Source organism: Telmatospirillum sp. J64-1, from assembly GCF_006980715.1.
Classification (GTDB): domain Bacteria; phylum Pseudomonadota; class Alphaproteobacteria; order Rhodospirillales; family Magnetospirillaceae; genus Oleiliquidispirillum; species Oleiliquidispirillum nitrogeniifigens.
The window spans coordinates 45,772-71,409 of sequence record NZ_SBHN01000020.1 but is presented as its reverse complement, the minus strand read 5'-3'; the positions used below and the strand labels follow the sequence as shown (position 1 = coordinate 71,409).

Sequence of the window (25,638 nt, the reverse complement as noted above, 5' to 3'; positions counted from 1 at the left end):
CACCCTTCGAGACGGCCCTGCGGGCCTCCTCAGGGTGAGGCTATTTCGAAACCTTAATAACCCTCATGCTGAGGAGCTGCGAAGCAGCGTCTCGAAGCATGGACCGGCGCTCAGGCAACGTCCAACTTTTTTACGCGACGATCTCGGTGGCGCCCATATACTGGGGCATCCAGCCTTCGTTGATCTTGCGCAGTTCCGAGACGGCAACGCCGACACCGTCCAGTTCGACGCTATCGCCGCCGGTGGTGCCGATGATGCGGACGCTCAGGTCGTATTCCTGGGCGGCTTCCATCAGGGCGGCGGCGTCGGATTCCTCTACCGTCAGGATGTAGCGGCCCTGGTCCTCGCCGAAGGCCCAGGCATGGGCGGGAAGGGTGGCCGGGGCGTGCAGCTTGGCGCCGATGCCCGAAGCCATGGCCATTTCCGCGACGGCGACCAGGATGCCGCCATCCGAGACGTCATGGCAGGCGGTCACGATGCCGGCCTGGATCTGCTCGCGGACGAATTCGCCGGCGCGGCGTTCGCGGTGCAGGGCGACCGGCGGCGGGGCGCCTTCCTCGCGGCCGCAGACTTCGCGCAGATAGAGCGACGCGCCCAGCCATCCCTTGGTCTCGCCGATCTTGATGATGACCTGGCCGGCCTTTTTGAAGGGCAGAGAGGTGGACTTGGAGATGTCCTCGATCAGGCCCAGGGCGCCGATCTGGGGAGTCGGGTCGATGGGCTGGCCGTTGGTCTCGTTATAAAGCGAGACGTTGCCCGAGACGACGGGGAAGTCCAGGTCCTCGCAGGCCTGGCCCATGCCGCGGATGGCCTCGACGATCTGGCCCATGATTTCCGGCTTTTCGGGATTGCCGAAATTCAGGTTGTCGGTGACGGCCAGCGGGCGGGCACCGACGGCGCAAAGATTGCGGTAGGCCTCGGCCACGGCCTGGCGGCCGCCTTCCTGCGGATCGGCCAGGACATAGCGCGGGGTGCAATCGGTGGTGACGGCCAGGGCCTTGCGGGTGCCGTGCACGCGGACCACACCGGCATCGCCGCCGGGGCGATGGGTGGTGTCGCCCATGACCATGTGGTCGTATTGTTCCCAGATCCAGCGCTTCGAGGCGAGGTCGGGGCAGCCGATCAGGGTCTTCAGGGCTTCGTCCACCGGCTTGGCGGGCACGTCCTCGGTCTTGACCACAGGGCGCTTCGTCGACGGCACCCAGGGGCGGTCATATTCCGGCGCGGCCTTGGCCAGCGGGTCGATGGGCAGGTCGGCCACGATCTCGCCGTGGCGGCGCAGCACCATGCGGCCGGTCTCGGTCAGGCGACCGACGATGGCGAAGTCCAGTTCCCACTTTTCCATGATGCGCCGGGCGATTTCCTCGCGGCCGGGCTTCAGGACCATGAGCATGCGCTCCTGGGACTCGGACAGCATGATCTCGTAGGCGCTCATGCCTTCCTCGCGCATCGGCACCTTGTCCAGGTCCATCTCGATGCCCAGGCCGCCCTTCGAGGCCATCTCGAAGGAGGACGAGGTCAGGCCGGCGGCGCCCATGTCCTGGATGGCGACGATGGCGTCGGTCGCCATCAATTCCAGGCAGGCTTCGATCAGCAGCTTTTCGGTGAAGGGGTCGCCGACCTGGACGGTCGGGCGCTTCTCTTCCGCATCCTCGGAGAATTCCGCCGAGGCCATGGTCGCGCCATGGATGCCGTCGCGGCCGGTCTTCGAGCCGAAATAGACCACCGCGTTGCCGACACCGGCGGCGGCGGAATAGAAGATGTTGTCCTTCTCGGCCAGGCCCACGGTCATGGCGTTGACCAGGATGTTGCCGTTATAGGAGCTGTGGAACGAGGTCTGGCCGGCGATGGTGGGCACGCCCACGCAATTGCCGTAGCCGCCGATCCCGGCCACCACGCCCGCCACCAGATGGCGCGTCTTGGGATGCGAGGGCTCGCCGAAGCGCAGGGCGTTCACATTGGCGACCGGACGGGCGCCCATGGTGAAGACGTCGCGCAGGATGCCGCCGACACCCGTGGCCGCGCCCTGATAGGGCTCGATATAGCTGGGGTGGTTGTGGCTTTCCATCTTGAAGATGGCGGCCTGGCCGTCGCCGATATCGACCACGCCGGCATTCTCGCCGGGGCCGCAGATGACCCAGGGGGCCTCGGTCGGCAGGGTCTTCAGCCACTTCTTCGAGGATTTATACGAGCAATGCTCGGACCACATGACCGAGAAGATGCCAAGCTCGGTCAAATTGGGCTCGCGGCCCATGATCTGGAGGACCAGCTCGTATTCCTCGGGCTTGAGGCCGTGCTGGGCGACGATTTCAGGGGTGATCTGGGTCACGACAGGGCCTCCACCAGCGCATCGAACATCGGCTTGCCGTCGGTGCCGCCCAGTTCCGGATCGGCCAGACGCTCGGGATGGGGCATCATGCCCAGGACATTGCGCTTTTCGTTGTAGACGCCGGCGATGTTGCGCGCCGAGCCGTTGATGTTTTCCGCATAGCGGAAGGCCACTTGGCCGTTGCCCTCGATCCGGTTCAACGTCTCTTCATCGGCGAAGTAATTGCCGTCGTGATGGGCCACCGGAATGCGCAGGGACTGGCCGGCTTCGTATTTCGCGGTGAAGATGCTGTCCGAATGCTCGACCGTCAGGCCGACATCCCGGCAGATGAATTTCAGCCCGGCATTGCGCATCAGGGCGCCCGGCAGCAGACCGGCCTCGGTCAGGATCTGGAAGCCGTTGCAGATGCCCAGCACCGGCACGCCCTGCTCGGCGCGGGTCTTGACCTCGCGCATGATCGGCGAATGGGCGGCCATGGCGCCCGAGCGCAGGTAATCGCCATAAGAGAAACCGCCCGGCACGACGATGAGGTCGAGCAGCGGCAGTTCGGTGTCGCGATGCCAGACCATGAGCGGCATATGCCCCATGCTGGCCTTCAGCGCCACGGCAACGTCGCGGTCGCAATTGGACCCGGGAAAAACGATGACGGCGGCTTTCAAAGTCGGACCCTTCCCTGGAGAAGCAAGAGAGGGGGCGGCACCCCCTCTGGACGGCAAAGGGACGCGCTTGGCGTCCCCGGTTTCCGTCAATCGGCCAGTTCGACCGTGTAGTTCTCGATGACCGTGTTGGCCAGCAGGGTGCGGCACATGGCCTCGACCTGTTCCTTGGCCTTGGCGCGGTCGGTCTCGTTGATGTCCAGCTCAATGAACTTGCCCTGGCGGACGTCGTTCACGCCCTCGAAACCCAGCGAGGCCAGCGCATGCTGCACGGCCTTGCCCTGAGGGTCGAGGACGCCGTTCTTGAGGGTGATATGGACCTTGGCTTTCACTTCTTGCGTTCCTTCGTCAGTCCTCATCCTCTTGCGGAGGAGGAGGGGCGCTACCCGCGCCGCCCACTGGCCCGCCTCACCCTTCGAGACGCCCCTGCGGGGCTCCTCAGGGTGAGGCTACTCAATTATCTGTCCTATTCCTCATCCTGAGGAGGCCCAAGGGGCCGTCTCGAAGGGTGAGGGGCGCTGCGGCTGGAAAGCGACTTCAATGCCTCGAAATCGTTCCGGATCAGCGCCTCTTTCTTTTCCCGGCGCCAGCCCTTGACCTGCCGTTCCGCCGCAATGGCGTCCTCGATACGGTCGAAGGGCTGCTGAAAGACCAACTCGACCGGAAGGCGGCTGGCGGTATAGCCGCCATAATGCCTGTTTCGGTGCTCGGCCAGCCTCTGCTCCAGTGTCGTGCGGGTGGTGCCGACATAGTAACTGCCGTCGCGGCAGCGGAGCATGTAAAGCCAAGCCTTCAAGCGGTCTTTCCTTGGCCCGCCTCGCCTTTCGAGATGCCCCTGGCGGGGCTCCTCAGGGTGAGGCTATTCAATCATTTCATTCCTCATCCTGAGGAGGAGCCGGAGGCCCCGTCTCGAAGGATGAGGAAGGCCTCACTGCATGACGGCGGGGCCCTTCATGTCGCGGGGGCCGCCTTCGGGCATGATGCCCAGGCGGCGGGCGACTTCCTGATAGGCCTCTTCGACGCCGCCCAGGTCGCGGCGGAAGCGGTCCTTGTCCATCTTTTCGTTGGTGACCATGTCCCACAGGCGGCAGGAATCGGGGCTGATCTCGTCGGCCAGCACGATCTGCATTTCGTCGCCGTTGTAAAGGCGGCCGAATTCGATCTTGAAGTCCACCAGGCGGATGCCGATGCCCAGGAACAGGCCGGTCAGGAAATCGTTGATGCGCAGGGCCAGGGACATGATCTCGTCCAGGTCCTGGATGGTCGCCCAGCCGAAGGCGGTGATGTGTTCTTCCGACACCATCGGGTCGTCCAGCGCGTCGGACTTGAAATAGTACTCGACGATGGAGCGGGGCAGGGCGGTGCCTTCCGACAGGCCGAAGCGCTTGGACAGCGAGCCGGCGGCGACATTGCGGATGACCACTTCCAGCGGAATGATCTCGACTTCGCGCACGAGCTGCTCGCGCATGTTCAGGCGGCGCACGAAATGCGTCGGAATGCCGATCTCACCCAGCCGGGTCATCAGGTATTCGCTGATACGGTTGTTCAGCACGCCCTTGCCGGTGATGGTGCCCTTCTTCTTGTTGTTGAAGGCGGTGGCATCATCCTTGAAATACTGGACGAGGGTACCCGGCTCGGGGCCTTCGAACAGGACCTTGGCCTTGCCTTCGTAGATTTGTCTGCGTCTTGCCATAGCTGGTACTTCCGATGAGGAGAAGGGGCGTCGCTGGCAGCTAGCGATTCCGGTCAGGGACGCGCGAGAATATATCCAACTGAAAAATCGAGAATCGGGCCTCCTATAGCAGGCTTGTCCTTGAAGTACAATGCTTCCGGGACCATTCCGCCTGCATCCATGGTCATAGAGGGACGGGCTCGAAAGCCGCCTCGCCGGGCCTGCCGGGGGCGAACAGCCACACCGGATGCAGATCGGGCCTGTCCATGGCCGGCAGCGCGATCAGGCTGCTCGAACTCGTGCCGTATCCGTCTTCTCTTTGGATGCATAACGCATCAGCCCCATGGGATGTTTCCGACCCTTTTTGCGAGAGCAGGTGCTGCCATGCCGTCCAGTCGCCGCCTTCGGGATCGGGAATCTGGGCCTGTTGGAAAAGCGGCAGGAACTTTCGGATACGGGGGCAGGCGGTATCGTTCAGTTCGCCGGCGGTGAGGATGGAAAAGCCTTCGGGAATTTCCGCCACGGTGATGCGGTCCCCGTCCGAACGCAGCCAATAGGCGTCGCGGTTGTCGGCGATCACCATGTTGAACGGGCGATAGGCCTGGGGGGCGAGGTGGAGGAAGGCCTCGGCGGCATCCACGGCGTCGTTGTGGTCCAGGGCTTCCAGCGGCAATTCCCCGCGCGAACGCTTGCCCGGCGCCGGACCCAGCGTACCGGTACGGTTGAGAATGGCGGCGACCAGGCCGTGATCATTCATTCCCAGCCAGGTGCCGCCCGCCAGTTCGTCGAGGCCTGCGACCAGATCGCGGTCGGGCCAATGGCGGGCCGGGGGCAACCAGGGGCGGCCGGACATTTCGTCCCGATTCGCGGCCAGGAGCAGCGGCCAGGTATTGCCCGAGCGGCGAAAAATCACCATTGTACACATAGGTAGAATCCTGTCTGACGAGGTTCGGCTAGGGCTTTTCCCGTCCCTTATTCTTTTCAGGCTCGGCCGGGCTGCAAGCAAGAAAGGAGGTAGGCGCCATGACCACCTTCGACGAACGCGAAAAAGCCTTTGAAGCGAAATATCGGCTGGATATGGAAACCGCCTTCCGTATCAATGCCCGTCGCGACAAATTGCTGGGGTACTGGCTCGCCGACAAGTTCGGCTTGAGCGGTGCGGACGCCGATGCCTATGCCCGCTCGGTCGTGGAGGCCGACTTCGAGGAGCCCGGCGACAATGACGTGATCCGCAAGGTGATGAAGGATTGCCAGGAACGCAATCTCGACATCAGCGAAAGCGCTCTGCGCCAGGAGATGGACCGCCTGATGGCGGTGGCCCATCAGCAGATCCTGGGGGAGGAAAACTCGGCCAGTTGACGAAGCAGGCGGATTGAAACGCAAACGGCGGCAGGGGAACCTGCCGCCGTTTTTGTTTTCGCCGGTCTCAGGCGCGGCCGAAGACGCGCTTGAAGATCGTGTCCACGTTCTTGGTGTGGTAGCCCATGTCGAAGATCTCTTCGAGCTGGCTGTCGCTCATCAGCGCGGTCACGTCCTTGTCGGCCTTCAGAAGGTCGAGGAAGCGGCCGTTGCCGTTCCACACTTCCATGGCGTTGCGCTGCACGGCCTTGTAGGCGTCCTCGCGGCTCATCCCGGCCTGGGTCAGGGCCAGCAGGACGCGCTGCGAGAAGATCAGGCCGCCCAGCTGGTTGAGGTTGCGCTCGATGGCGTCGGGATAGATCACCAGCTTGTCCATCACATTGGTCAGACGCTTCAGCGCGAAGTCCAGGGTGACGGTGGAATCGGGGGCGATCATGCGCTCGACCGAGGAATGCGAGATATCGCGCTCGTGCCACAGGGCGACATTCTCCATGGCCGGGACCACGGCGCTGCGCACGATGCGGGCCAGGCCGGTCAGGTTCTCGGTCAGCACCGGGTTGCGCTTGTGCGGCATGGCCGAGCTGCCCTTCTGCCCGGGCGAGAAATATTCCTCGGCCTCGCGCACTTCGGTACGCTGGAGATGGCGGATTTCGGTGGCGGCGCGTTCGATCGAGCTGGCGATCACGCCCAGCGTGGCGAAGAACATGGCATGGCGGTCGCGCGGAATGACCTGGGTCGAGATCGGCTCGGGCTCCAGGCCCATCTTCTTCGCCACCCATTCCTCGACGAAGGGATTGATGTTGGCGAAGGTGCCCACCGCGCCCGAGATAGCGCAGGTTGCGATTTCCTTGCGCGCGGCCAGCAGGCGTTCGCGGTTGCGCTGGAATTCGGCGTGGAAGCCGGCGAATTTCAGCCCCATCGTCACCGGCTCGGCGTGGATGCCGTGGCTGCGGCCCATGCAGACCAGATCCTTGGTTTCGAAGGCGCGGCGTTCGATGACGGCCAGCAATTCGTCAAGATCGGCCAGCAGCAGGTCGGCGGCCTGGACGAGCTGCACGTTTAGGCAGGTGTCCAGCACGTCCGAGCTGGTCATGCCCTGGTGGACGAAGCGGGCTTCCGGCCCCACCAGTTCGGCCAGTTCGGTCAGGAAGGCGATGACGTCATGCTTGGTGACGGCCTCGATCTCGTCGATGCGGCGCGAGCGTTCGGGCGTATAGGGCACTTCCCCGCCGCGCTGCCATACCGCCTGGGCGGCTTCCTTCGGGATCACTCCCAGTTCGGCCTGGGCGTCGCAGGCATGGGCCTCGATCTCGAACCAGATGCGGAACTTGTTCTCCGGTTCCCAGATGCGGACCATTTCGGGGCGTGAATAGCGGGGTATCATCGGCTTCCTCGCGCTGTGCAAAGGGCAAATCGGGCAAGGCGGCGTTATGGCAAAATTCCACCCCCTTGACTAGACGCATAACGGCGGTGAATTAAGCAAAATTTGCCGTATATACCAAAGTTGCTCTCCCGGCGCGGGATGGCGTCGGCCTCGGCCCGGGCGGCGGAGTTGGGAGATTGTGGCATGGTCCTGAAACTCCAGATTGATGCCTTCCATGCCACCGAACCGGTCGCGCGGGTGCTGGAAGAGGCAGCCTGCGACCGGCTGTTCGCCAAGTCGCGCCTCATCTTGCGCCCGGGCGGTCTGGCGGCGGCGCTATCCTACTATGGCGAAAACCCGGCGCCGCCCCTGGTCATCCTCGAGGAGGCCGGGGAGGACGACCAGGTCATGCTCGGCCATCTCGCGGCCTTGGCCGGAACCTGCGCGCCGGGCACCAAGCTCATGGTCATCGGCAGGGGAAACGACATCGCCACCTACCGCCAGTTGGTGGCTCTGGGGATCAGCGATTATCTGGTGGCGCCGGTAACGGCGCAGGAGATCGTCCAGGCCGTCCTGGTCGTCACCAGCGATCCGGCGGCGGCGGTGCGGGGGCGGAGCATCGCCGTCTTCGGTGCGCGCGGCGGCACCGGGGCCAGCACCCTGGCCCAGAAGCTGGCCCGGTTCCTGGGGCAAGCGGTCGAGGAGGATGTCATCCTGATCGACCTGGATTTGACCTTCGGCACCTCCGCCTTGTCCTTCGCCCTCGAAGCGCGCGACTCCCTGGCCCAGGTCCTGGCGGCCCCCGAACCCCTGGACGAGGCAATGATGGAACGCCTGCTGATCCGGCAGGATAAGCATCTGCATGTCCTCTGCGCGCCGCCCAGCCTTGCCCGTTCCCACGGCATCGACGCCGAGGCGCTGGAGCAGGTGATCGATCTGGCCCGCCAGATGGTGGCCTATGTGGTGCTGGACATTCCCCATCTCTGGCAGGGCTGGACGCGGGAATGTCTTTGCAGCGCCGACGAGACGGTGGTGGTGGCGCTGCCCGATATGCCGAATTTGCAGGCCTGCGCCGCCCTGTTCGAGACGTTGAGGCCCTGTCGCGGGGAGGATCGTCCGCCGCGTCTCGTCCTGAACCGGGTCGATGCTTGGCGCAGGGGCCAGCTTGCGCCGCAGGATTTCACCGAAGCCCTGGGGGTGGCGCCGATGGCGAGCCTCGGCCGCCTTGCCGGGGGCGGCAGGCAGACGGAGGCCCTCCGTCAACTGGCCCTGCAGCTTTCCGGCCGGCCGCTCACGCACAAGAAGCAGCCGAGCCTGATGGCTTGGCTGCGCGGGATGAGGAAACGGGGCGGGGAGTGAAGAGGGGCATCCCTTCGGGATGTCGGCAGGGATGCCCGCTTTTTCTTAATCGCGGAAATTGATGTATTGCAGGGGCTGGGCGATCTCCAGCCGCTTGATCAGGGCGATAGCTTCCTGCAGGTCGTCGCGCTTCTTGCCGGTGACGCGCACTTCGTCGCCCTGGATCGAGGCCTGGACCTTCATCTTGCTGTCCTTGAGCTCCTTGACCAGGCGCTTGGCGAGATCCTTGTCGATGCCCTGCTTGACCTTGACGACCTGGCGGATGGTATTGCCCGCGGCCTTTTCCTCGGTCCCGAAATCCAGCGCGCCCACGTCGAGCTTGCGGCGGGTGAGGTAGACCTTCAGCAGTTCATGCATCTGCGCCAGCTTCATGTCGTCGTCGGCGAGGATGGTGATTTCCTCCTCCTTGCGCTCAATGCTGCATTTCGATCCCTTGAAGTCGAAACGCTGGGCGATTTCGCGGCTGACGCCGTTGATGGCGTTGTCGACTTCGGCCATGTCGGTCTTGGACACGATGTCGAAGGAAGGCATGGAATTCTCCGGCTATCTTGGTTGCGTCGCCCGTTCTAGCCTTATTTAGGAAGGATTCCTAGCAGGCTGCGGAAAAAGACGGCTCTGTTTGCATCGAATCGTCACCCCCGCGAAGGCGGGGGTCCATGTAAGGCTTGTGGCGATGCGAACCGCTCAATGCTGATGCTGCGGCAGCATGGATTCCCGCTTTCGCGGGAATGACGATGAAAACAGGAGTTTTCCGTAGCCTCCTAGATCGGGAATCAGGCCCGCAGCCGCTCTTCCGTGCCGACGATCTCGATCATGATCTCGCGCAGCCGCTCGGGATCCACCGGTTTGTGCAGCAATCTGTGGCCCTGGGCGTGGGCCTGGTCCTGGTCCAGACGTTCGGGGGCGGTGTCGCCGGTCAGGATGACGGCGGGCAGGTTGCGACCTACCGCCGCGCAGACCCGGCGGATGGCGGCGCTGCCGTCCTCGTTCTCGCCCAGGCGGAAGTCTGAGATGACCAGGGCGGGCGGAGGGCCGATGCGGTTGCGCAGCCTTTCCGCCGCTTCGATGCCGCTGGCGGCGACGATGACCTCGCACCCCCATTCGCCCAGCAGCATGTCCAGGCCGTCGCGCTGAGCCGCTTCGTCCTCGACCACCACCACCGTACAGGGACGGACGGGTTGGATGCCGGGCGCGGGAGAGGCGGCGGCCTTGGCCGCCGGGGTGGAGACCTCGGACAGCGGCACCTCCACGGCGAAGACCGAGCCTTGTCCCGGGCGGGAGCGCAGGTCGATGCGGTGGTCCAGCAGCTTCGCCATGCGTTCGACGATGGCGAGGCCCAGGCCCAGCCCCTTGCTGCGGTCCCGTTCGGGGTTGCCGATCTGGTAGAATTCCTGGAACACCGCCTTCAGATGGTCGGGCGGAATGCCCTCGCCGGTGTCCCAGACCTCGATCCGCAGCATGTTTCCGCGCCGCCGGGCGCCCAGCAGGATGCCGCCGCTTTCGGTATAGCGGATGGCATTGCTGAGCAGGTTGCCCAGGATGCGGCCCAGCAGTACGGGGTCGCTGTGGACCGACAGGGAACAGGGCAGGGCCTTCAGGCGCAGGCCCTTGCTTTCGGCCTGAAGGACAAATTCGTTGCCCAGCTTGGTCAGCAATTCACCGATGGGGAAGTCGCGGCATTCCGCCTGCACCGTGCCGGCTTCCAGCTTGGCCACCTGCAACAGGGAATCGAGCAGGCCATCGGCGGTCTTCATGGCCTCGAACAGCTTCTCGGCCACGTCCTTGTCCTTGGGATCGTGCAGGCGCTGGCGCAGGATGTGCAGGAACAGATGCATCGCCTGCAAGGGCTGGCGCAGGTCATGACTGGCCGAGGCGAAGAAGCGCGACTTGGACATGGCGGCATGTTCGGCCTCGGCCTTGGCTTCCAGCACCGCTTCCTGGGCGTGCAGGCGCTCCATGTACTTGCCCAGCCTTTCGCAGGCCGCATCCAGCAGGTTGCCGTCCTCGACCACGAAATCCCCGCCCTTCTGGTGCAGTTCCATCCAGCCGATGATCGTCTCCGCTGCCATGACGGGGCGGCGCAGGACGGAATCGCCGGGGCGGAAGCCGGGGCTCTCGAAGACGGCGCCGTCCTGGCAGGACAGGCGGACGCCGACATCGGGATCGGGCGAGGATTGGGCCAGCAGGGTGACGGCGCGCTGGCAGACGTCTTCCCAGGTGGCACCCTTTTCGGCCGAAAGGCTGGCCAGAGCGTACAGGGCGTCGATCTCGCGCAGGTGACGGCTGAGATGGCGCGAATGTTCGCGCAGATTCTCTTCCACGCGCATGCGCACCGCCACTTCATGCTGCAACAGGCGGTTGGCGCGGGTGATTTCGGAGGTCAAGGCCATCTGCTGGCGCTGGCGGCGCTGGGTCTCGTTGAGATAGACCACCAGCAGCAGGGTGATCAGCAGGCCAATGCCAAGGACGGCCATGCGCACGCCCTGATGGGGTTCGTAGTAATTGGGCAGGGGCTTGAGCACGATGGCCCATTCCCGTCCGGCCACCGGCAGGGTGGTGCTCCAATGCAGGCCGCGCCGCACCTCCGATTCAGGCAGCGGCGTAGCGGGGCCGTCATGGTGGGGGGACGGGTGGTAATAGAGGAAGCGGTCTTCGGACGGCCCCGCGCGGTCGTAGATGTAAAGGTCCAGGGGCAGCGGGGGCATCATGGCGAAGGCCGCTTCGACCAGGGATTCGATGCGGAACACGCCGACGGCATAGCCCAGCAGGGCGTCATAGCGCTTGGCGACCGTGTCGATCTCGGCATATTGGCGATAGACGGGGCTGAAGACGGCAAAGCCGTGGGAGCCCTTTTCCTGGAGCAGCTCGATCCGTCCCGTGGCCAGGGTCGTGTCCTGTTCGCCGGCCTGGATCAGGGCCATGCGCCGCGTCAGTTCCGATCCCAGGTCGAAGCCCACCACGCCTTCATTGCCTTCATAGGGCGCCAGGTGGAAGACGGGGAAATAGACCGGCCGTTCCCCGGCGGGAATCCGGTTGCCCTGGGCGTCGAGTTCGGTGATCCGGTAATCGAGATAGCCTTCGAAATTGGCGCGGTTCTCGAAGGTCTCGCGCTGTTCCGCCGGGACGCGCGGCACCCATTCCAGAGCCTTCACGGCCTTGGATCTTTCGCTGATGCTGAGCGAGAAACGCTCGAAGCGGTCGCGGCCGATATCCAGCGATACCGTCAGATGGCTGTCCAGGGCCTGGACGACGGCGACATTGTCCTCGATCTCGTCCAGCAAGGCTGCGGCCACCGTGCCGGCATCGCGCGCCAGGCGGGTGTCCATCTCGCGCTCGGTGAGGCTGGTGAAGGTGACCAGCCCTGCGACCGACAGGCTTATCCCCAGCACCGCCGCCAGGACTGCCGGGACATGACGGCCAAGACCTTTTTCGCTGGAATGCAGCATGGGCGGTAAATGGGGTTTGCTTTGGAGGCGAGACATCCGGCTAATGTCGTTCGTTCCCGAATTTATCAGGCTCAAATTCACAAAGGCTCAAATCCGCACCGGCCGTAAGGCTCTCGATAGGCGGTGCAAAGGGGAATGGCGTGTGCCCGGACCACGGCGTGGGTCTCTCCCGTGGAGTAGGCGTCGCGAGCATCCTGTCTTTCCGGGCTGTGGTCAATAGTAAACGACCAGGAAAAGGCTACGACCAAGTGGATATAACTCAGGTAGTAACGCTTCTTTCGTAGTAGTTTTTCCTGACTTAATTCGACGGGAACTTTGATTTTCCTGTCTCGTTCTTCTGCTCACAATGGGTGGCCTTACCTCTTTTGATGCGGCCCCTGCCTAGGATGAAGCGCCCCGCCGCCGGGGCTTGCCCCCTTCCTGAGTGGGTTCGCCCCAGCGTTTCAGCGTACCCACGTCCAGGCCGAACAGGTCGAGGACGCGGCCGATGGAATGGTTGACCATTTCATCCAGGCTTGCGGGACAGGAATAAAAGGCAGGTACCGGCGGCGCGATAACCGCGCCCATTTCCGACAGGGTCAGCATGGTCCGCAGATGGCCGGTATGAAGCGGCGTCTCGCGTACCATCAGCACCAGGCGGCGGCGTTCCTTCAGGGTGACGTCGGCGGCGCGGGTGAGCAGGCTGGAGGTCACGCCCGTGGCGATTTCCGACATGCTGCGCACCGAACAGGGGGCGACCACCATGCCGAGGCTGCGGAACGATCCGGAAGAAGGACCGGCGGCGATGTCTTCGGCATTGTGGCAGACATCGGCCAGGGCCTTGACCTCGGCGACCTTCATGTCGGTCTCGCAGGCCAGGGTGACCTCGGCCGAACGGCTCATGACCAGGTGGGTTTCCACGTCCAGGCGGCGCAGGGTCTCCAGCATGCGGATGCCGTAGATCACGCCGGAGGCGCCGCTGATGCCGACGATCAGGCGCGGACGGTTGCTCATATGGCGCTTCCTCTAATTAAGTAATACTCCCTCATTTTTCCGCCCGTCGAAGGTAATTTTCCTACTGACAGGACGGCGTGACGAGGCATATCCTTTTCCATACGGGCGTCCCCATGCTGATGGAGGGTTGTAATGAGCCTTGCGGATCGTATCGAGTCCCTTAAAGCTAAGCACGCCGCTCTTGAAGATGCCATTCGAAGGGAAGGGAAGCGACCATATCCCAATGAAACCCTTCTCGCGGACCTGAAGCGCAAGAAGCTCAAGATCAAAGACGAAATCACGCAGAGTAGCATGACGCACTAGCCGTTCGCTGACCAAGGCGGCCCGGTTGCTCGGATAAGCCCGGCCGAGGAGCCGGCCCGCCTACGGCTTTAGTCGCCTGCCTGCGTGGTGGCAAGCCCGGACAAAAGAACAGCAGCATTCCCACCGGCCGCAGGGCCGGTTTTTTCATGCCCGCTTCCCGGACGGGAAGGCTCGCGGCAGGAAAGGGACGAGAGGCGGCGGCGATGCTTTGTGGACGGAAAATTTCCGCTTGCCGCCATTGCGCGTCATGTTTCTACTAAATTCCTATCCTTTTACGTACATTTATGACTTGGCAAGGGAGTCTGTTCTGTCGCACACTCCGACCCCATAACGGATAGGGTGATTCCTGTCTGGGGATTGACCACTTGAAGAAGGGGAAACCCGGGATGAGTAACGCTTACGATCTGGCGTATGAGAGGTCCCTCAAGGATCCCGAGGGCTTTTGGGGGGAAGCGGCCCAGGATCTTGTCTGGGAAAAGCCCTGGAGCAAGGTGCTGGATGACAGCAACAAGCCCTTTTATCGCTGGTTCACGGGCGGGATGGTCAATACCTGCTACAACGCGGTGGACCGCCATGTCGAGGAAGGCCGGGGCGATCAGGCGGCCATCATCTACGACAGTCCGGTCACCGGTATCATCCGCCGCATCAGCTATGCCGAGTTGCGCGACCAGGTGGCGCGCTTCGCCGGGCTGCTGGCGGCCCAAGGGGTAGCCAAGGGCGACCGCGTCATCATCTACATGCCGATGGTTCCCGAGGCGCTGGTTGCGATGCTGGCCAGCGCCCGCCTGGGCGCGGTGCATTCGGTGGTGTTCGGCGGCTTCGCCGCCAACGAATTGGCGACCCGCATCGCCGATGCCAAGCCCAAGGTGGTGGTCTCGGCCTCCTGCGGCATCGAGGGCAGCAAGGTCATCGCCTACAAGCCGCTGCTGGACGAGGCGATCCGTCTGTCGAGCCACAAGCCCGAGCGCTGCATCATCTATCAGCGTCCCCAGGCCCTGGCGGAATTGCAGCCGGGCCGCGACCTGGATTGGAAGACCGAGGCCGCCAAGGCGCCGCCGCATGCCTGCGTTCCCGTCGCCGCCACCGATCCGCTCTACATCCTCTATACCTCGGGCACGACGGGCCAGCCCAAGGGCGTGGTGCGCGACAATGGCGGCCATATGGTGGCGCTGAAATGGACGATGAAGCACATCTACAACGTCAAGCCCGGCGAGGTGTACTGGGCGGCGTCCGATGTGGGCTGGGTGGTCGGCCATTCCTATATCGTCTACGCGCCGCTGCTGCACGGCTGCACAACCGTGGTCTATGAGGGCAAGCCGGTCGGCACGCCCGATGCCGGTGCCTTCTGGCGGGTGATCGCGCAGCATCGCGTGCGCACGCTGTTCACCGCGCCGACGGCCTTCCGCGCCATCAAGCGCGAGGACCCCAAGGCCGAGATGCTGGCCCGCTACGACCTGTCCAGCTTCGAGCAATTGTTCCTGGCCGGTGAACGCTCCGACCCCGATACCCTGGCCTGGGCCGAACAGCATCTGAAGGTGCCGGTGATCGACCATTGGTGGCAGACCGAGACCGGATGGGCCATCGCCGCCAATTGCATGGGCCTGCATCCCTTCCCAGTCAAGCATGGTTCGCCGACCAAGGTGGTGCCGGGCTGGGACGTCCAGGTGCTGGACGACGCCCATCAACCGGCCAAGCCGGGTCAGGTGGGCAGCCTGGTGGTCAAGCTGCCGCTGCCTCCCGGTACGCTGGCGACCCTGTGGAATGCCGACCAGCGCTTCCTCGACAGCTACCTCGCCGAATTCCCCGGTTATTACAAGACGGGCGATGCCGGCTATCTCGACGAGGACGGCTATGTCTATGTCATGGCGCGCACCGACGACATCATCAATGTCGCCGGCCACCGCCTGTCGACCGGGGCTATGGAAGAGGTGCTGGCCAGCCATCCGGACGTCGCCGAATGCGCCGTCATCGGCGTTGCCGACCAATTGAAGGGACAGCTGCCGCTGGGCTTCCTGGTGCTGAAGGCCGGTGTGGACAAACCCCATGACCAGGTGGTCAAGGAAGCCGTCCAGCTGGTGCGTGAACGCATCGGGCCGGTGGCCGCCTTCAAGACCTGCACGGTGGTCAACCGCCTGCCCAAGACCCGCTCGGGCAAGATCCTGCGCGGCACCATGCAGAAGATCGCCGATCACCAAGACTTCAAGATGCCCGCCACCATCGACGATCCCACCATCCTGCCGGAGATCGAAGAGGCCCTGAGCCAGATCGGCTATGCCAAGGCCAGGGAAAACAGCCCGGTTTAAAAGAGGCTGAAGGAAAGGGCGGAACGGCGGCTCGGAGGGGAGCCGCCGTTTTTCTATAATCGCTTGCCGTGGCTCACAATCTGCAAAGCTCCATGCTTCGAGACGGCCCTGCGGGCCTCTTCAACATGAGGCCCAACATGTTGATTTATTTGTGGAATTTCCCTCATGCTGAGGAGCCGCCTTGGCGGCGTCTCGAAGCATGGGGAGGGGGCGGCGAGGTATAGGAGCCTAACGCCCTTGGTGCCTTGGTGGTTTCTCCCTGCCGCTGGAGGCCACCAAGACACAAAGGCACTAAGAAGATGGTTTCGGGCCTCTGGCCCGTCTTTTATCCCCGCAGCAGCCCCAGGCCGTCGGCGATGGCGATGCCGCCCAGCAGGACGGCCGGCACGTTGGTCAGCAGCATGCCCAGGGTCGTGCCCAGCGTACCAGCAGCATGTCGTTGAACTGGGCCGCCAGGGCGACGGTGGCGATCTGCGTCTTGTCGCCGATTTCGGCAATGGCGACGACCAGGGTGGAAACGAAGAAGGCTTCCAACGGGAAATCCGGGCGGAAAAAGAGGGCGGCAGGGGCGTCGGGAAAACGCTCGGGGAGGAGGAGGCTGCCCATAAACGGGCCGGACCATAACCAAGCTTTCCTCCTTTAGCAAGAGGAGGAATGGCCAAAAAAAGCAAGTTTTGCACAGGGTGAGGGGCGAGGCGGAAACTAGGGAATTCGTCAAGAGGGTTTTATGACGAAAGCCGAAGTTTTTTATCTGTATTTATTTAAGTCATTGATTTCAAAAGAAACTGAAGCAGTTGCCGCTTTCTTGGGCAGGTCGATAAGACTCCGCATGTTGCCTTGGAACCCACATGCTCTCCCCCAGCTTTTCAACAAACTTATCCACAGGAATCGTGGATATCACTAATGGGGGAGACAACGCCGGGCGGGACCTGCCGAAATTTCTCTCAGGTCCCGCCGGGGAAGGGGTCAGTTCCGCTCGGTGATCTGGGCGGTGGTGGGGTCGACATGGACTTCCCGCTTGCGGCCGTCATCGCCGATATATTCGACTTCCCAGCGGCCGTCGTTCCATTCGATCTCCTCGAAATAGGCCACGTCGATCTGCTGCTCCAGCGTCTGGATGATCTGGGACAGCGGCTGGGCATTGGCCGGCGGTGGATCGTCGGCCAGGGCAGGGGACGCCGCCAGGGTGAAGGCAAGCGCGCCCGCGGCCAGGATCGGGCGGGATCGGATCGAAAGGATCATGGAAACCTCCGTTATCTTGCTGTTGAAAAAACTCCTGCGACAGACGCTTGTTCCCGGAACGGGCGGCGACGGCGCAGAAAAAAAGCCCGCCGTTGCCGGCGGGCATGAAAAAAGACAGGTCCTTGCGACCCGTTTACTCGACCGGGCTTTCGCCCCTCGGGGCGGCGCCGGGGCGGCCATGGGCGAGGACGACCTGCTTCTCCAGGTCGGCTTCGGTGCACAGCCCCAGGGTCACCGGATTGCGCGGCTTGATATTGGCGGCATTCCAGTGGGTACGGTCCCGCACGGCCAGGATGGTCGGCTTGGTGGTGCCGATCAGCTTGCAGATCTGGGCATCCGTCAGTTCCGGATGGTGCTTCAGCAGCCAGGCGATGGCATCGGGCCGGTCCTGGCGCTTGGACACCGGCGTATAGCGCGCGCCCTTGCTCTTGGGCTGCGAGATTTCCGAAGCGATCAGGCGCAGACGGGCATTCTCGTCCTTTTCGCAGCGGGCGATCTCCTCCTGGGTCAGCTGGCCGCTGGCGACGGGATCCAGGCCCACGATGCCGGTCGCCACTTCGCCGTCGGCGATCGCCTGAACCTCAAGCGAATGCATGCCGCAGAAATCGGCGATCTGCTCGAAGGTCAGAGTCGTATTCTCAACGAGCCAGACGGCTGTCGCCTTGGGCATGAGCGGCAAGGCCATAGGAGGTCCTCCTTGTTTTTGGTCTGATCCCCCGCGACCGGCGACGGTCGCGCCGATGAAACGGCGTCGGGGTAAAGTGGAATAGGTTCCCTTATAGGTCCTCTCCGGGAAAGGGTCAAATCCCGCCACCTACACCGTCAGGACTATTTTTCCAATATGGTCGCTGCTCTCCATCAACCGGTGCGCTTCGGCCGCCTGGTCCAGGGGAAAAGTGGCATAGATGATCGGCGCCACATCGCCCGCATCGAGCAGCGGCCAGACCTTCTGGCGCAACTCGGCGGCGATGGCGGCCTTGGCCGCGACCGATTGCGGACGCAGGGTCGAACCGGTCAGGGTCAGGCGCTTGAGCATCACCGGCATGAGATTGATTTCGGCCTTCGATCCTTTCAAGAAGGCGATGCTGACCAAACGGCCATCCATGGCCAGGCATTTGATGTTGCGGGGAATGTAATCGCCCCCGACCATATCCAGAATGACATCGACACCGCGCCCGTCGGTGACGGCCTGGATGACTTCGACGTAATCCTCAAGGCGATAATTGATGGCCTGGTCGGCGCCCAGCTTCTCGCAGGCCTCGCATTTCTCGGGGCTGCCGGCGGTGGCGTAGACGGTGGCGCCGAAGGCCTTGGCGAGTTGGATGGCGGTGGTGCCGATGCCCGACGAGCCGCCATGGATCAGCAGGCTTTCCCCTTCCTTCAGCCGGGCGCGCTGGAAGACGTTGTGCCAGACGGTGAAGTAGGTTTCGGGCAGGGCGGCGGCCTTCTCCATGTCGAATCCTTCCGGAATCGGCATGCAGCAGGAGGCGGCGGCGGTGCAGTATTCGGCATAGCCCCCGCCGGTGACCAGGGCGCAGACCTCGTCCCCGACCTTCCATTCGGTCACGCCGTCGCCCAGGGCGACGATGGTGCCGGCCACTTCCAGGCCGGGAATGTCGGAGGCGCCGGGCGGCGGCGGATAGGACCCCTGGCGCTGGATCACGTCGGGGCGGTTGACCCCGGCCGCGGCCACCTGGATCAGCACCTCGCCCGCCGCCGCCACGGGCACGGGCCGTTTCGCGGGCACCAGCACGTCGGGCGCGCCGGGTTGGGTGATTTCGATACAACTCATGGCCTCGGTCATGCGCGGCTCCCGATTGACGATGGAAACAGAGAAGGCCAGTCTGAAACCAGGACGCCGGTGAGACAAGAGGCGAGGAGGACCACATGGACCCGGAAGACCTGGAACCCCGCAAGCAGCCCGCACAGCCGCTCGGCAATCTGGACTCTCTGTCTATCGCCGAACTGGAGGCACATATCGTAGCCTTGGAAGGGGAAATCACCCGTATCCGCCGCGCCATCGCGGCCAAGCGCAATCATCGGACCGGGGCAGAGGAACTGTTCCGCAAAGATTAAGACCAAAGTCCAGGAGACAAGAAAGTGCAGGAAACGTTCACGCTGAAGGGGAAGCGCGCCGTGGTCACCGGTTCGACCAGCGGCATCGGTCTCGGCATCGCCCGCGCCCTGGCCGCCCAGGGCTGCAAGGTCATGCTCAACGGTTTCGGCGAGCCCGAGGCCATCGAGACTTTGCGCCGCGCCCTGGAGGAGGAATACGGCACGGAGATCGCCTATAACGCAGCGGACCTGTCCCGTGCCAAGGAATGCGAGGCCCTGATCCGCGATGCCGAGAATAGCTGGGGCGGCGTGGATATCCTGGTCAACAATGCCGGCATCCAGCATGTCGCCCCGGTCGAGGATTTTCCGCCGGAGCGCTGGGATGCGGTGATCGCCATCAACCTGTCCTCGGCCTTCCACACCATCCGCGCCGCCCTGCCGGGCATGAAGGCCTCGGGCTATGGCCGCATCGTCAACATCGCCTCGGCCCATGGGCTGGTCGCTTCGGCCTGCAAGTCAGCCTATGTGGCGGCCAAGCATGGCGTTGTCGGCCTGACCAAGGTGGTGGCGCTGGAAAATGCCGAAACCGGCGTCACCTGCAACGCCATCTGCCCCGGCTGGGTGCTGACCGCGCTGGTGGAAAAGCAGATCCATGCCCGCGCCGAGGCCGAAAACCTGTCGGTCGAGGAGGCCAGCCGGCACTTGCTGTCGGAGAAGCAGCCGAGCAAGCGCTTCACCACTGTCGACGAACTGGGCGAGCTGACCGTCTTCCTCTGCGGTCCGGCGGCGGGCAACATCACCGGCGCCTCGATGCCGGTGGATGGCGGATGGACCGCGCAATGACGGCCGAGAAGCCCTCTTCGCGCATCGCCCCGGCACGCCGGGGCGATTTCCGCTTCTTCACCGAGCTTCAGACGCGCTGGTCCGACAACGACATGTTCGGCCATCTCAACAACGTCACTTATTACCGCTTCTTCGAGGCGGTGGTGGTGGATTTCTTCCTGCGGGAAATGCGCGTCGACCTGTTCAAGGGCGATACCGTGCCCTTCGCCGCCGAAAGCACCTGCCGCTTCCGTAAGGCCTTGAGCTGGCCCCAGGCGGTGGAGGGCGCCTTCCGCGTCGAGCATATGGGAACCTCGTCCGTGCGCTACGGCCTGGCCCTGTTCGCCAAGGGCGAGGAGGAAGCCGCCGCCGATGGCCATTGGGTCCATGTCTTCGTGGACCGCGAAACCCAACGCCCGGTTCCGATCCCGGACGAGGTGCGGGCGACTTTCGCGCGGTTTGCCGGGGTAGAGCGCTGAGTATCCTTCGAGACGGCCCTGCGGGCCTCCTCAGGATGAGGGTTCAAGTGTTGCATTAGCCTCACCCTGAGGAGCCGCGTGAGCGGCGTCTCGAAGGGTGGAGCGGGCCAAAAGCCCAAGCATCACTCCGGCGACCGATAAGGCAGGAAGAAGCAGAAGGCGGCGCCTTCGCCCGGGGCGCTGCGGACCCAGATGTCGCCGCCCAGGCGGTGGACGATGGAGCGGCAGATCGCCAGCCCCAGGCCGGTGCCTTCGGGCTTGGCCGTCAATGTGTCGCCTACCTGCTGGAACTTCTCGAAGATGGTCGGCTGGGCCTCCGGCGGGATGCCGGGGCCGTTGTCGATGACGCAGATCTCGTAGCCGTCATTCCCGGCCTCCAGCTTCACCTGCACCAGGCCTTCCCCTTCGGCGCAAAATTTCACGGCATTGGACAGCAGGTTGATGATGACCTGCATCACCCGGTCGCGGTCGGCCCAGGCCATGGGCATGTCCGGCGGCAGCTTTTCCTCCAGGACGATGCGCTTGTCCTTGAAAAGCTGGCGCGTGGCATTGGCGGCGTCGTGGACCACTTCGCGCGGATCGATCATGGTGAAGGTCCATTGCATGTTGCCCGCCTCGATCTTGGCCAGGTCCAGGACCTGGTTGATCAGGCGCGACAGGCGCTCGCTTTCGCGGATGACGATCAGCAGGAATTCCTGGCGCTGTCCGGCGTCCAGATCGGGATTGTCGTGCAGGATTTCCGAGAAGGAGCGGATCGAGGTCAGCGGCGTGCGCAATTCATGGGTGACCGTCGAGATGAAATCGTCCTTCAGGCGGTCCAGTTCCTTCAGCCTTTCATTGGCGGCGCGCAATTCGGCGGTGGCGGCCTCCAGTTCCGCCGATTTCTGCTCCAGCTTCTGGCTGTAGGCGATGACATGGCTGGCCTCGTCGAGGATCTCCATGACCTCGTGCAAACCGACGATCTCGCCCTTGGCGACGCTGGCGACCATGACGCGGGCCGACGCCGCACCGATGGTGCCGGCCAGCAGGCGTTCCGAGAAATTGACCAGATCGGGATCGGCCTGGGTGACCTTGGCGAAGTCGATCTTGTGTTCGGCGGCATAGAGGCGGAAGGCGCGTTCCGTGCGCTCGCGGCCCAGGAAGCGCAGGACCAGGGCGTAGAGATCGGCCACGGTGGCGGTGCCGCGCCAGAATCGGGAACTGCCATGCTCGCCCGAGGGGCGGAAGACATCCACGAACAGCGTGGCCTGGATGCGTTCCATGGCATTCTGCTGGGTCAGCAGCGAAACCATCACATAGCAGCCGATATTCGCCATCATCGACCAGACCAGCGAATGGGTCACCGGGTCCAGCCCCGTCAGGCCCAGCAATTCATAGGGGCGCAGCAGCGCCATGCCGAACAGGCCGTCGGTGATGAAGGTTTCAGGCAGCCAGCCGGAGCGGGCGAAGCTGGGCAGCAGCAGGGTATAGAGCCAGATGAGGAAACCGGCGACCAGCCCGGCGACGGCGCCTTTCTGCGTCGCTCCCTTCCAGAAGATGCCGCCGATCAGCGCCGGGGCGAATTGGGCGGCGGCGCAGAAGGACACCAGGCCGATGGTGACCAGGGTGAAGGAGCCGCCGATCAGCCGCACATAGAGATAGCTGAGGAACAGGACGATGACGATGGTCCAGCGGCGGATGGTCAGCAGCAGGCCGCTGATATCCTTGCGTTCCTGAAGCTTCAGCCAGCGCAGGCGCAGCAGCACCGGCATCACCAGGTCGTTGCACACCATGGTGGCGAGCGCGATGGTCTCGACGATGACCATGCCTGTTGCCGCCGACAACCCGCCGATGAAGGCGAACAGGGCAATGCCTTCCATCTGGTGGGCGATGGGCAGGGCCAGCACGAAGTTGTCGGGATTGACCTGTCCGGGGGGGAAGAGCAGCAGCCCGGCGAAGGTGATGGGCAGCACGAAGAGGTTGATCAGGAACAGATAAAGGGGGAACAGCCAGACGGCCTTGCGCACATGGCGTTCGTCGACATTCTCGACCACGGCGACCTGGAACTGGCGGGGCAGGCAGATGATCACCACCATCGACAGCAGGGTCAGGGCGATCCAGTCGCCGTAATGGCCGATATCGCCGACATGGAACAGGCGGGCGAGGTCGGGGTTTTCGGCGGCGCGGGTGAAGATGTCGCCGAAGCCGTCGAACATCAGGAAGGTGACGGCGAAGCCGACGGCCAGGAAGGCGATCAGCTTGACCACCGATTCGAAGGCGATGGCGGCCACCATGCCTTCGTGATGTTCCGAGGCGTCGATATGACGGGTGCCGAACAGGATCGAGAACAGCGCCAGGACCAGGGCGACATAGAAGCCGGTATCCCATAGCAGCGGCAATTGCGCCACATCCCGGGTGGCGGCCTGGTCGGGATAGTTCAGCAGCACGGTGAAGGTGCTGGAGACGGCTTTCAGCTGCAGCGAGATATAGGGCATGATCCCGATCACCGCGATGATCGTGACCAGCCCGCCCAGAAGCTGGCTCTTGCCGTAGCGCGAGGAGATGAAGTCGGCGATCGAGGTGATGCGGTTGACCTTGGAGATCCGCACCATTTTGCGCAGCACCAGCCACCACAGCGCCGCCATCAGCGTCGGGCCGAGATAGATCGGCAGGAAATGGATGCCCCCCTCCGCCGCCCGCCCGACCGAACCGTAGAAGGTCCAGGAGGTGCAATAGACGGCGATGGACAGGGCGTAGGTATAGGGGTTGGCGATGATGCTGCGCCCCTGGTCGGCGCGCTTGTCGCCCCAATAGGCGATGGCGAAGAGCAGGCACAGATAGGCGAAGGAGACGACGATGATGGTCGAGCTATGGAGCATCGCCGCCTTCCCCCTCTGTGGCGGCGCGGTTGTCGCCCTCGGTCTCGGCCGACCGCTCGATGATCAGGGCCAGGGCCAGGATCAGGCCCAGCCAGGCCAGGAAGACATAGACGAACAGCAGCGGGATGCCCCACAGCATGGTGGGAGCGTTGAACACCGCCAGAAGCGGCGGGTTGAACAGGGCCAGCCCCATCATGAAGGCCGCCACCAGCCTTTCGCGGATGCCGCTGGGCCGCGCCATGCGCAGGCTGGCCGGGCTGCGATGGGGGGCGCGGGCCATGGGATCAGAGCCGCCGTTCGCGCTGGCGGAGCTGGGCGGTCATGTTCGCCGCCTTCATCACCTGCCCCAGGGTGACAAGGCCGCGCGCCTGCAAGCGATCGATCAGCCGCACCAGGATCTGCGCCGTCGCCATGGCATCGCCCAGGGCGGTATGGCGGTCGGTGATGGTGACGCCGGTGCGTTCGGCCAGCGCGTCCAGGGAATGGTCGTCGGCATCCGGGTCCACCAGGGCCGAAAGCAGCAGCGTGTCCACCACCGCATTGCGGAAGGTCACCCCGGCGGCCTCTTCCTTCAGGCGCACGAATTTCAGGTCGTAGGCGGCGTTATGCGCGACCAGGATGGCGTCCTCGCCGACGAAATCCTTGAACTGGGGCAGCACCACCTGGATCGGCGGCTTGTCGCGGACCATGTCCTCGGTGATACCGTGGAAGCGGATGGAATCCGGGGGAATGCTGCGGCCGGGATTGATCAGGCGCAGGAAGGTCTCGCCGGTCAGGACGCGCTGGCGCACCACCCGCACGCCGCCGATCGAGATCATCTCGTCGCCTTCGGTGGGGCGCAGGCCGGTGGTTTCGGTATCGAAGACCACGAAGGTCAGGTCGTCGAGCCGCCGGTCGGCCAGCCTAGCATCGGGGACATGCTCGCTCATCAGGCCGAAATCATAGAATTCCGGTCGCGGCGGCAGGGTGGTGACGGGTTCCTGGAATTGCGGGCGATGGGGGGCGAGCAGGGGCACGCGCAGGGAGGAATATCCCGGCCGCTTGTCCGGCTGGCTCCACAACTCGCTGCCGTGGCGATCCAGGACGTCGCGCAGGGTCTGGCTGCCCAGGGGCCCGTCCAGGGGTTCGTCCAGCCAGGTTTCCAGCTTCTGCGACGGGACCGGTTTGCCCTGCCAAGTGATGTCCAGATAGACGCGGCGGTCGCCCAGCAGCAATTCGACATCGAAGTCCCTGGTCCTGGCGAAGTCCGAAACCTCGCGCAGCAGCCGTTCCAGCGCCATCATCAGCGACAGGCTGTCGCCCTGCAGCCAGAGCGGCATCCCCACCATGGTCAGGCGCAGCTCCGTCTCCTCGTCCAGGCGGCGGGTCAGGCAGTTGATCAGGTCCATGGAATAGATGTCGGTCATCGGCCAGCGCCCGACGCCATGGCCGCGATATTGCGCCGCCAGCATCTCGATGCGCTCGCTCAAGGCGGTCGCTTCCTTGAGGATCGCCTGCTCGAATTTCTCGCGCTCGGCGGTCTCCATCTGCGGATAGAGGGCCACTGTCTCGGCGGCGGCGCGCAGATTGGCGACGGGGCTGCGCAGGTCGCGGGTCAGCGCTCGGCGCACTGCATCGCTCTTGGCGAGCGAGGCCACCTGGACCGAGATATCCACCAGTGTGATGACATAGGCGGTGACCTGGCGGTCGCGGTCCAGAATCAGGGCCATGCGGCCTTGCAGCATGATGCGGGAATCGACGGTGGCGCAGACGAAGGTGGTGCTGAGTTCCTCGGGGGTGGTGGCATCGCTTTCGCGGCGGCGCCAGTCCAGGCGTTCCAGGCTGTGCAGCACCGGCTGGCGGGTCAGCAGGCGGAACAGCGGCCGGCCCAGCCCCACCGACAGGGTCGGCCCCAGCATGCGCGCGGCGGCTTGGTTGTAGAGCAGGATCTGGTGATTGATGCCGCAGACCAGCACGCCCTCGCTGAGGTCCAGCAGGATGGCTTCCAGCCAGCTTTTCTGTTCCTCCGTCCGGGCGGTGGCGTTGTCGATGGCCTGGAGCGTCTCGTCGCGCGACTGGTGCAGGGCCTCGACCAGGGCGCCCACGGAATCGGAAAGGCCCTTGAGGGCGCCGCCGGGCAGGACGGGGGGACGATGGACCATGCGGCTTTCGATGGTGCTGCGCAGGCCCAGTTCCAGCCTCTTGGCCGGGCGCAGGATGCCCCGGTCCACCGCCAGCCACAGGCCGATCACGCCCAGCATCAGCAGGAAGCCGATTCCGGCCCCCCGCGCCAAGGCTTCACCGGGGCCGGAATCGGCGATCAGGCCGGGCAGAGCGGTCGGGGCGGCGAAGGCCAGGGCCGCCATGGCGGTGAAGAGCAGGCCGAGGCTCTGTCTGCGCATCCGCGAACCTCCTGCCGG

The 25,638-nt window shown here is 64.2% G+C and carries 24 protein-coding genes; 7 read left to right on the top strand and 17 right to left on the bottom strand.

Annotation, left to right across the window (positions count from 1 at the left end; genetic code table 11):
- Positions 1 to 130: 130 nt before the first annotated feature.
- The 6 genes from purL to EPD66_RS17765 form a co-directional block, all read right to left on the bottom strand.
- On the bottom strand, positions 131 to 2,329 hold the full coding sequence (purL, locus tag EPD66_RS17790; protein ID WP_142849856.1) for a phosphoribosylformylglycinamidine synthase subunit PurL: 2,199 nt from the start codon (positions 2,327 to 2,329) through the stop codon (positions 131 to 133).
- The gene (gene purQ / locus EPD66_RS17785) at positions 2,326 to 2,988 is read right to left on the bottom strand and encodes a phosphoribosylformylglycinamidine synthase subunit PurQ (protein ID WP_142849855.1); all 663 of its coding nucleotides are present in this window, start codon (positions 2,986 to 2,988) and stop codon (positions 2,326 to 2,328) included. Before purQ ends, purL begins: the two co-directional genes overlap by 4 nt.
- Positions 2,989 to 3,074: 86 nt before the next feature.
- Positions 3,075 to 3,317 carry a phosphoribosylformylglycinamidine synthase subunit PurS gene (gene purS / locus EPD66_RS17780; protein WP_142849854.1) on the bottom strand — a complete coding sequence of 81 codons (243 nt, stop codon included), beginning with the start codon at positions 3,315 to 3,317 and terminating at the stop codon, positions 3,075 to 3,077.
- A gap of 134 nt (positions 3,318 to 3,451) precedes the next feature.
- Complete coding sequence (locus EPD66_RS17775) at positions 3,452 to 3,781, bottom strand: GIY-YIG nuclease family protein (protein ID WP_142849853.1); 330 nt, start codon at positions 3,779 to 3,781, stop codon at positions 3,452 to 3,454.
- Positions 3,782 to 3,913: 132 nt separating this feature from the next.
- Positions 3,914 to 4,678: a phosphoribosylaminoimidazolesuccinocarboxamide synthase gene (gene purC, locus EPD66_RS17770; protein WP_142849852.1), complete on the bottom strand. Its 765-nt coding sequence runs from the start codon at positions 4,676 to 4,678 to the stop codon at positions 3,914 to 3,916.
- A gap of 163 nt (positions 4,679 to 4,841) precedes the next feature.
- Positions 4,842 to 5,573, bottom strand: a complete 732-nt coding sequence (locus EPD66_RS17765; protein WP_370511895.1) for an NRDE family protein — start codon at positions 5,571 to 5,573, stop codon at positions 4,842 to 4,844.
- A gap of 107 nt (positions 5,574 to 5,680) precedes the next feature.
- Here EPD66_RS17765 and EPD66_RS17760 point away from each other — a divergent pair, with 107 nt between their 5' ends.
- On the top strand, positions 5,681 to 6,016 hold the full coding sequence (locus EPD66_RS17760; protein WP_142849850.1) for a DUF1476 domain-containing protein: 336 nt from the start codon (positions 5,681 to 5,683) through the stop codon (positions 6,014 to 6,016).
- A 67-nt stretch (positions 6,017 to 6,083) separates the two neighbouring features.
- Here EPD66_RS17760 and purB read toward each other — a convergent pair whose 3' ends face one another.
- On the bottom strand, positions 6,084 to 7,400 hold the full coding sequence (gene purB / locus EPD66_RS17755; protein WP_142849849.1) for an adenylosuccinate lyase: 1,317 nt from the start codon (positions 7,398 to 7,400) through the stop codon (positions 6,084 to 6,086).
- Between the two features lie 183 nt (positions 7,401 to 7,583).
- On the opposite strand from purB, the gene EPD66_RS17750 reads away from it, so the two are divergent.
- The gene (locus EPD66_RS17750; RefSeq protein ID WP_185961484.1) at positions 7,584 to 8,738 is read left to right on the top strand and encodes an AAA family ATPase; all 1,155 of its coding nucleotides are present in this window, start codon (positions 7,584 to 7,586) and stop codon (positions 8,736 to 8,738) included.
- Between the two features lie 45 nt (positions 8,739 to 8,783).
- On the opposite strand, the gene EPD66_RS17745 is transcribed toward EPD66_RS17750, so the two are convergent.
- From EPD66_RS17745 to EPD66_RS17735, 3 genes are all read right to left on the bottom strand, one after another.
- A complete protein-coding gene (locus EPD66_RS17745; RefSeq protein ID WP_142849847.1) occupies positions 8,784 to 9,269 on the bottom strand; it encodes a YajQ family cyclic di-GMP-binding protein in 486 nt (161 codons plus the stop codon).
- Positions 9,270 to 9,511: 242 nt separating this feature from the next.
- Positions 9,512 to 12,220 (bottom strand): CHASE domain-containing protein, encoded by a 2,709-nt coding sequence (locus tag EPD66_RS17740; protein ID WP_142849846.1) that lies wholly within the window; start codon positions 12,218 to 12,220, stop codon positions 9,512 to 9,514.
- 345 nt (positions 12,221 to 12,565) lie between these two features.
- Positions 12,566 to 13,177, bottom strand: coding sequence for a UbiX family flavin prenyltransferase (locus EPD66_RS17735; protein ID WP_142849845.1), 612 nt, complete (start codon positions 13,175 to 13,177; stop codon positions 12,566 to 12,568).
- A 132-nt stretch (positions 13,178 to 13,309) separates the two neighbouring features.
- Between EPD66_RS17735 and EPD66_RS17730 the strand changes: the two genes are divergently transcribed.
- Together EPD66_RS17730 and EPD66_RS17725 are read left to right on the top strand one after the other, a co-directional pair.
- Positions 13,310 to 13,480 carry a YdcH family protein gene (locus EPD66_RS17730; protein ID WP_142849844.1) on the top strand — a complete coding sequence of 57 codons (171 nt, stop codon included), beginning with the start codon at positions 13,310 to 13,312 and terminating at the stop codon, positions 13,478 to 13,480.
- 386 nt (positions 13,481 to 13,866) lie between these two features.
- Positions 13,867 to 15,783: a propionyl-CoA synthetase gene (locus EPD66_RS17725; protein ID WP_142849843.1), complete on the top strand. Its 1,917-nt coding sequence runs from the start codon at positions 13,867 to 13,869 to the stop codon at positions 15,781 to 15,783.
- Between the two features lie 393 nt (positions 15,784 to 16,176).
- Here the strand turns inward: EPD66_RS17725 and EPD66_RS24680 are convergent, their stop codons facing one another.
- From EPD66_RS24680 to EPD66_RS17705, 4 genes are all read right to left on the bottom strand, one after another.
- A complete protein-coding gene (locus EPD66_RS24680; RefSeq protein ID WP_255448558.1) occupies positions 16,177 to 16,317 on the bottom strand; it encodes a TMEM165/GDT1 family protein in 141 nt (46 codons plus the stop codon).
- Between the two features lie 432 nt (positions 16,318 to 16,749).
- The gene (locus EPD66_RS24135) at positions 16,750 to 17,025 is read right to left on the bottom strand and encodes a PepSY domain-containing protein (protein ID WP_185961481.1); all 276 of its coding nucleotides are present in this window, start codon (positions 17,023 to 17,025) and stop codon (positions 16,750 to 16,752) included.
- A gap of 133 nt (positions 17,026 to 17,158) precedes the next feature.
- A complete protein-coding gene (locus EPD66_RS17710) occupies positions 17,159 to 17,710 on the bottom strand; it encodes a DUF1013 domain-containing protein (RefSeq protein ID WP_142849841.1) in 552 nt (183 codons plus the stop codon).
- A 129-nt stretch (positions 17,711 to 17,839) separates the two neighbouring features.
- The gene (locus EPD66_RS17705; protein WP_142849840.1) at positions 17,840 to 18,829 is read right to left on the bottom strand and encodes an NAD(P)H-quinone oxidoreductase; all 990 of its coding nucleotides are present in this window, start codon (positions 18,827 to 18,829) and stop codon (positions 17,840 to 17,842) included.
- A gap of 83 nt (positions 18,830 to 18,912) precedes the next feature.
- Here EPD66_RS17705 and EPD66_RS17700 point away from each other — a divergent pair, with 83 nt between their 5' ends.
- The 3 genes from EPD66_RS17700 to EPD66_RS17690 are packed head-to-tail and all read left to right on the top strand — an operon-like array spanning position 18,913 to position 20,381.
- The gene (locus EPD66_RS17700) at positions 18,913 to 19,101 is read left to right on the top strand and encodes a DUF1192 domain-containing protein (RefSeq protein WP_142849839.1); all 189 of its coding nucleotides are present in this window, start codon (positions 18,913 to 18,915) and stop codon (positions 19,099 to 19,101) included.
- Between the two features lie 24 nt (positions 19,102 to 19,125).
- Positions 19,126 to 19,923 (top strand): 3-hydroxybutyrate dehydrogenase, encoded by a 798-nt coding sequence (locus EPD66_RS17695; protein ID WP_142849838.1) that lies wholly within the window; start codon positions 19,126 to 19,128, stop codon positions 19,921 to 19,923.
- A complete protein-coding gene (locus EPD66_RS17690) occupies positions 19,908 to 20,381 on the top strand; it encodes a thioesterase family protein (RefSeq protein ID WP_255448557.1) in 474 nt (157 codons plus the stop codon). The genes EPD66_RS17695 and EPD66_RS17690 overlap by 16 nt, the downstream gene beginning before the upstream one ends.
- Positions 20,382 to 20,503: 122 nt before the next feature.
- On the opposite strand, the gene EPD66_RS17685 is transcribed toward EPD66_RS17690, so the two are convergent.
- From EPD66_RS17685 to EPD66_RS17675, 3 genes are read right to left on the bottom strand one after another with little or no spacing between them, the layout of a single operon-like run.
- A complete protein-coding gene (locus EPD66_RS17685; RefSeq protein ID WP_142849837.1) occupies positions 20,504 to 23,239 on the bottom strand; it encodes a sensor histidine kinase in 2,736 nt (911 codons plus the stop codon).
- A complete protein-coding gene (locus EPD66_RS17680) occupies positions 23,229 to 23,519 on the bottom strand; it encodes a hypothetical protein (protein ID WP_221931019.1) in 291 nt (96 codons plus the stop codon). Before EPD66_RS17680 ends, EPD66_RS17685 begins: the two co-directional genes overlap by 11 nt.
- Before the next feature lie 4 nt (positions 23,520 to 23,523).
- Positions 23,524 to 25,620 (bottom strand): exonuclease domain-containing protein, encoded by a 2,097-nt coding sequence (locus tag EPD66_RS17675; RefSeq protein WP_142849836.1) that lies wholly within the window; start codon positions 25,618 to 25,620, stop codon positions 23,524 to 23,526.
- Positions 25,621 to 25,638 lie beyond the last annotated feature (18 nt).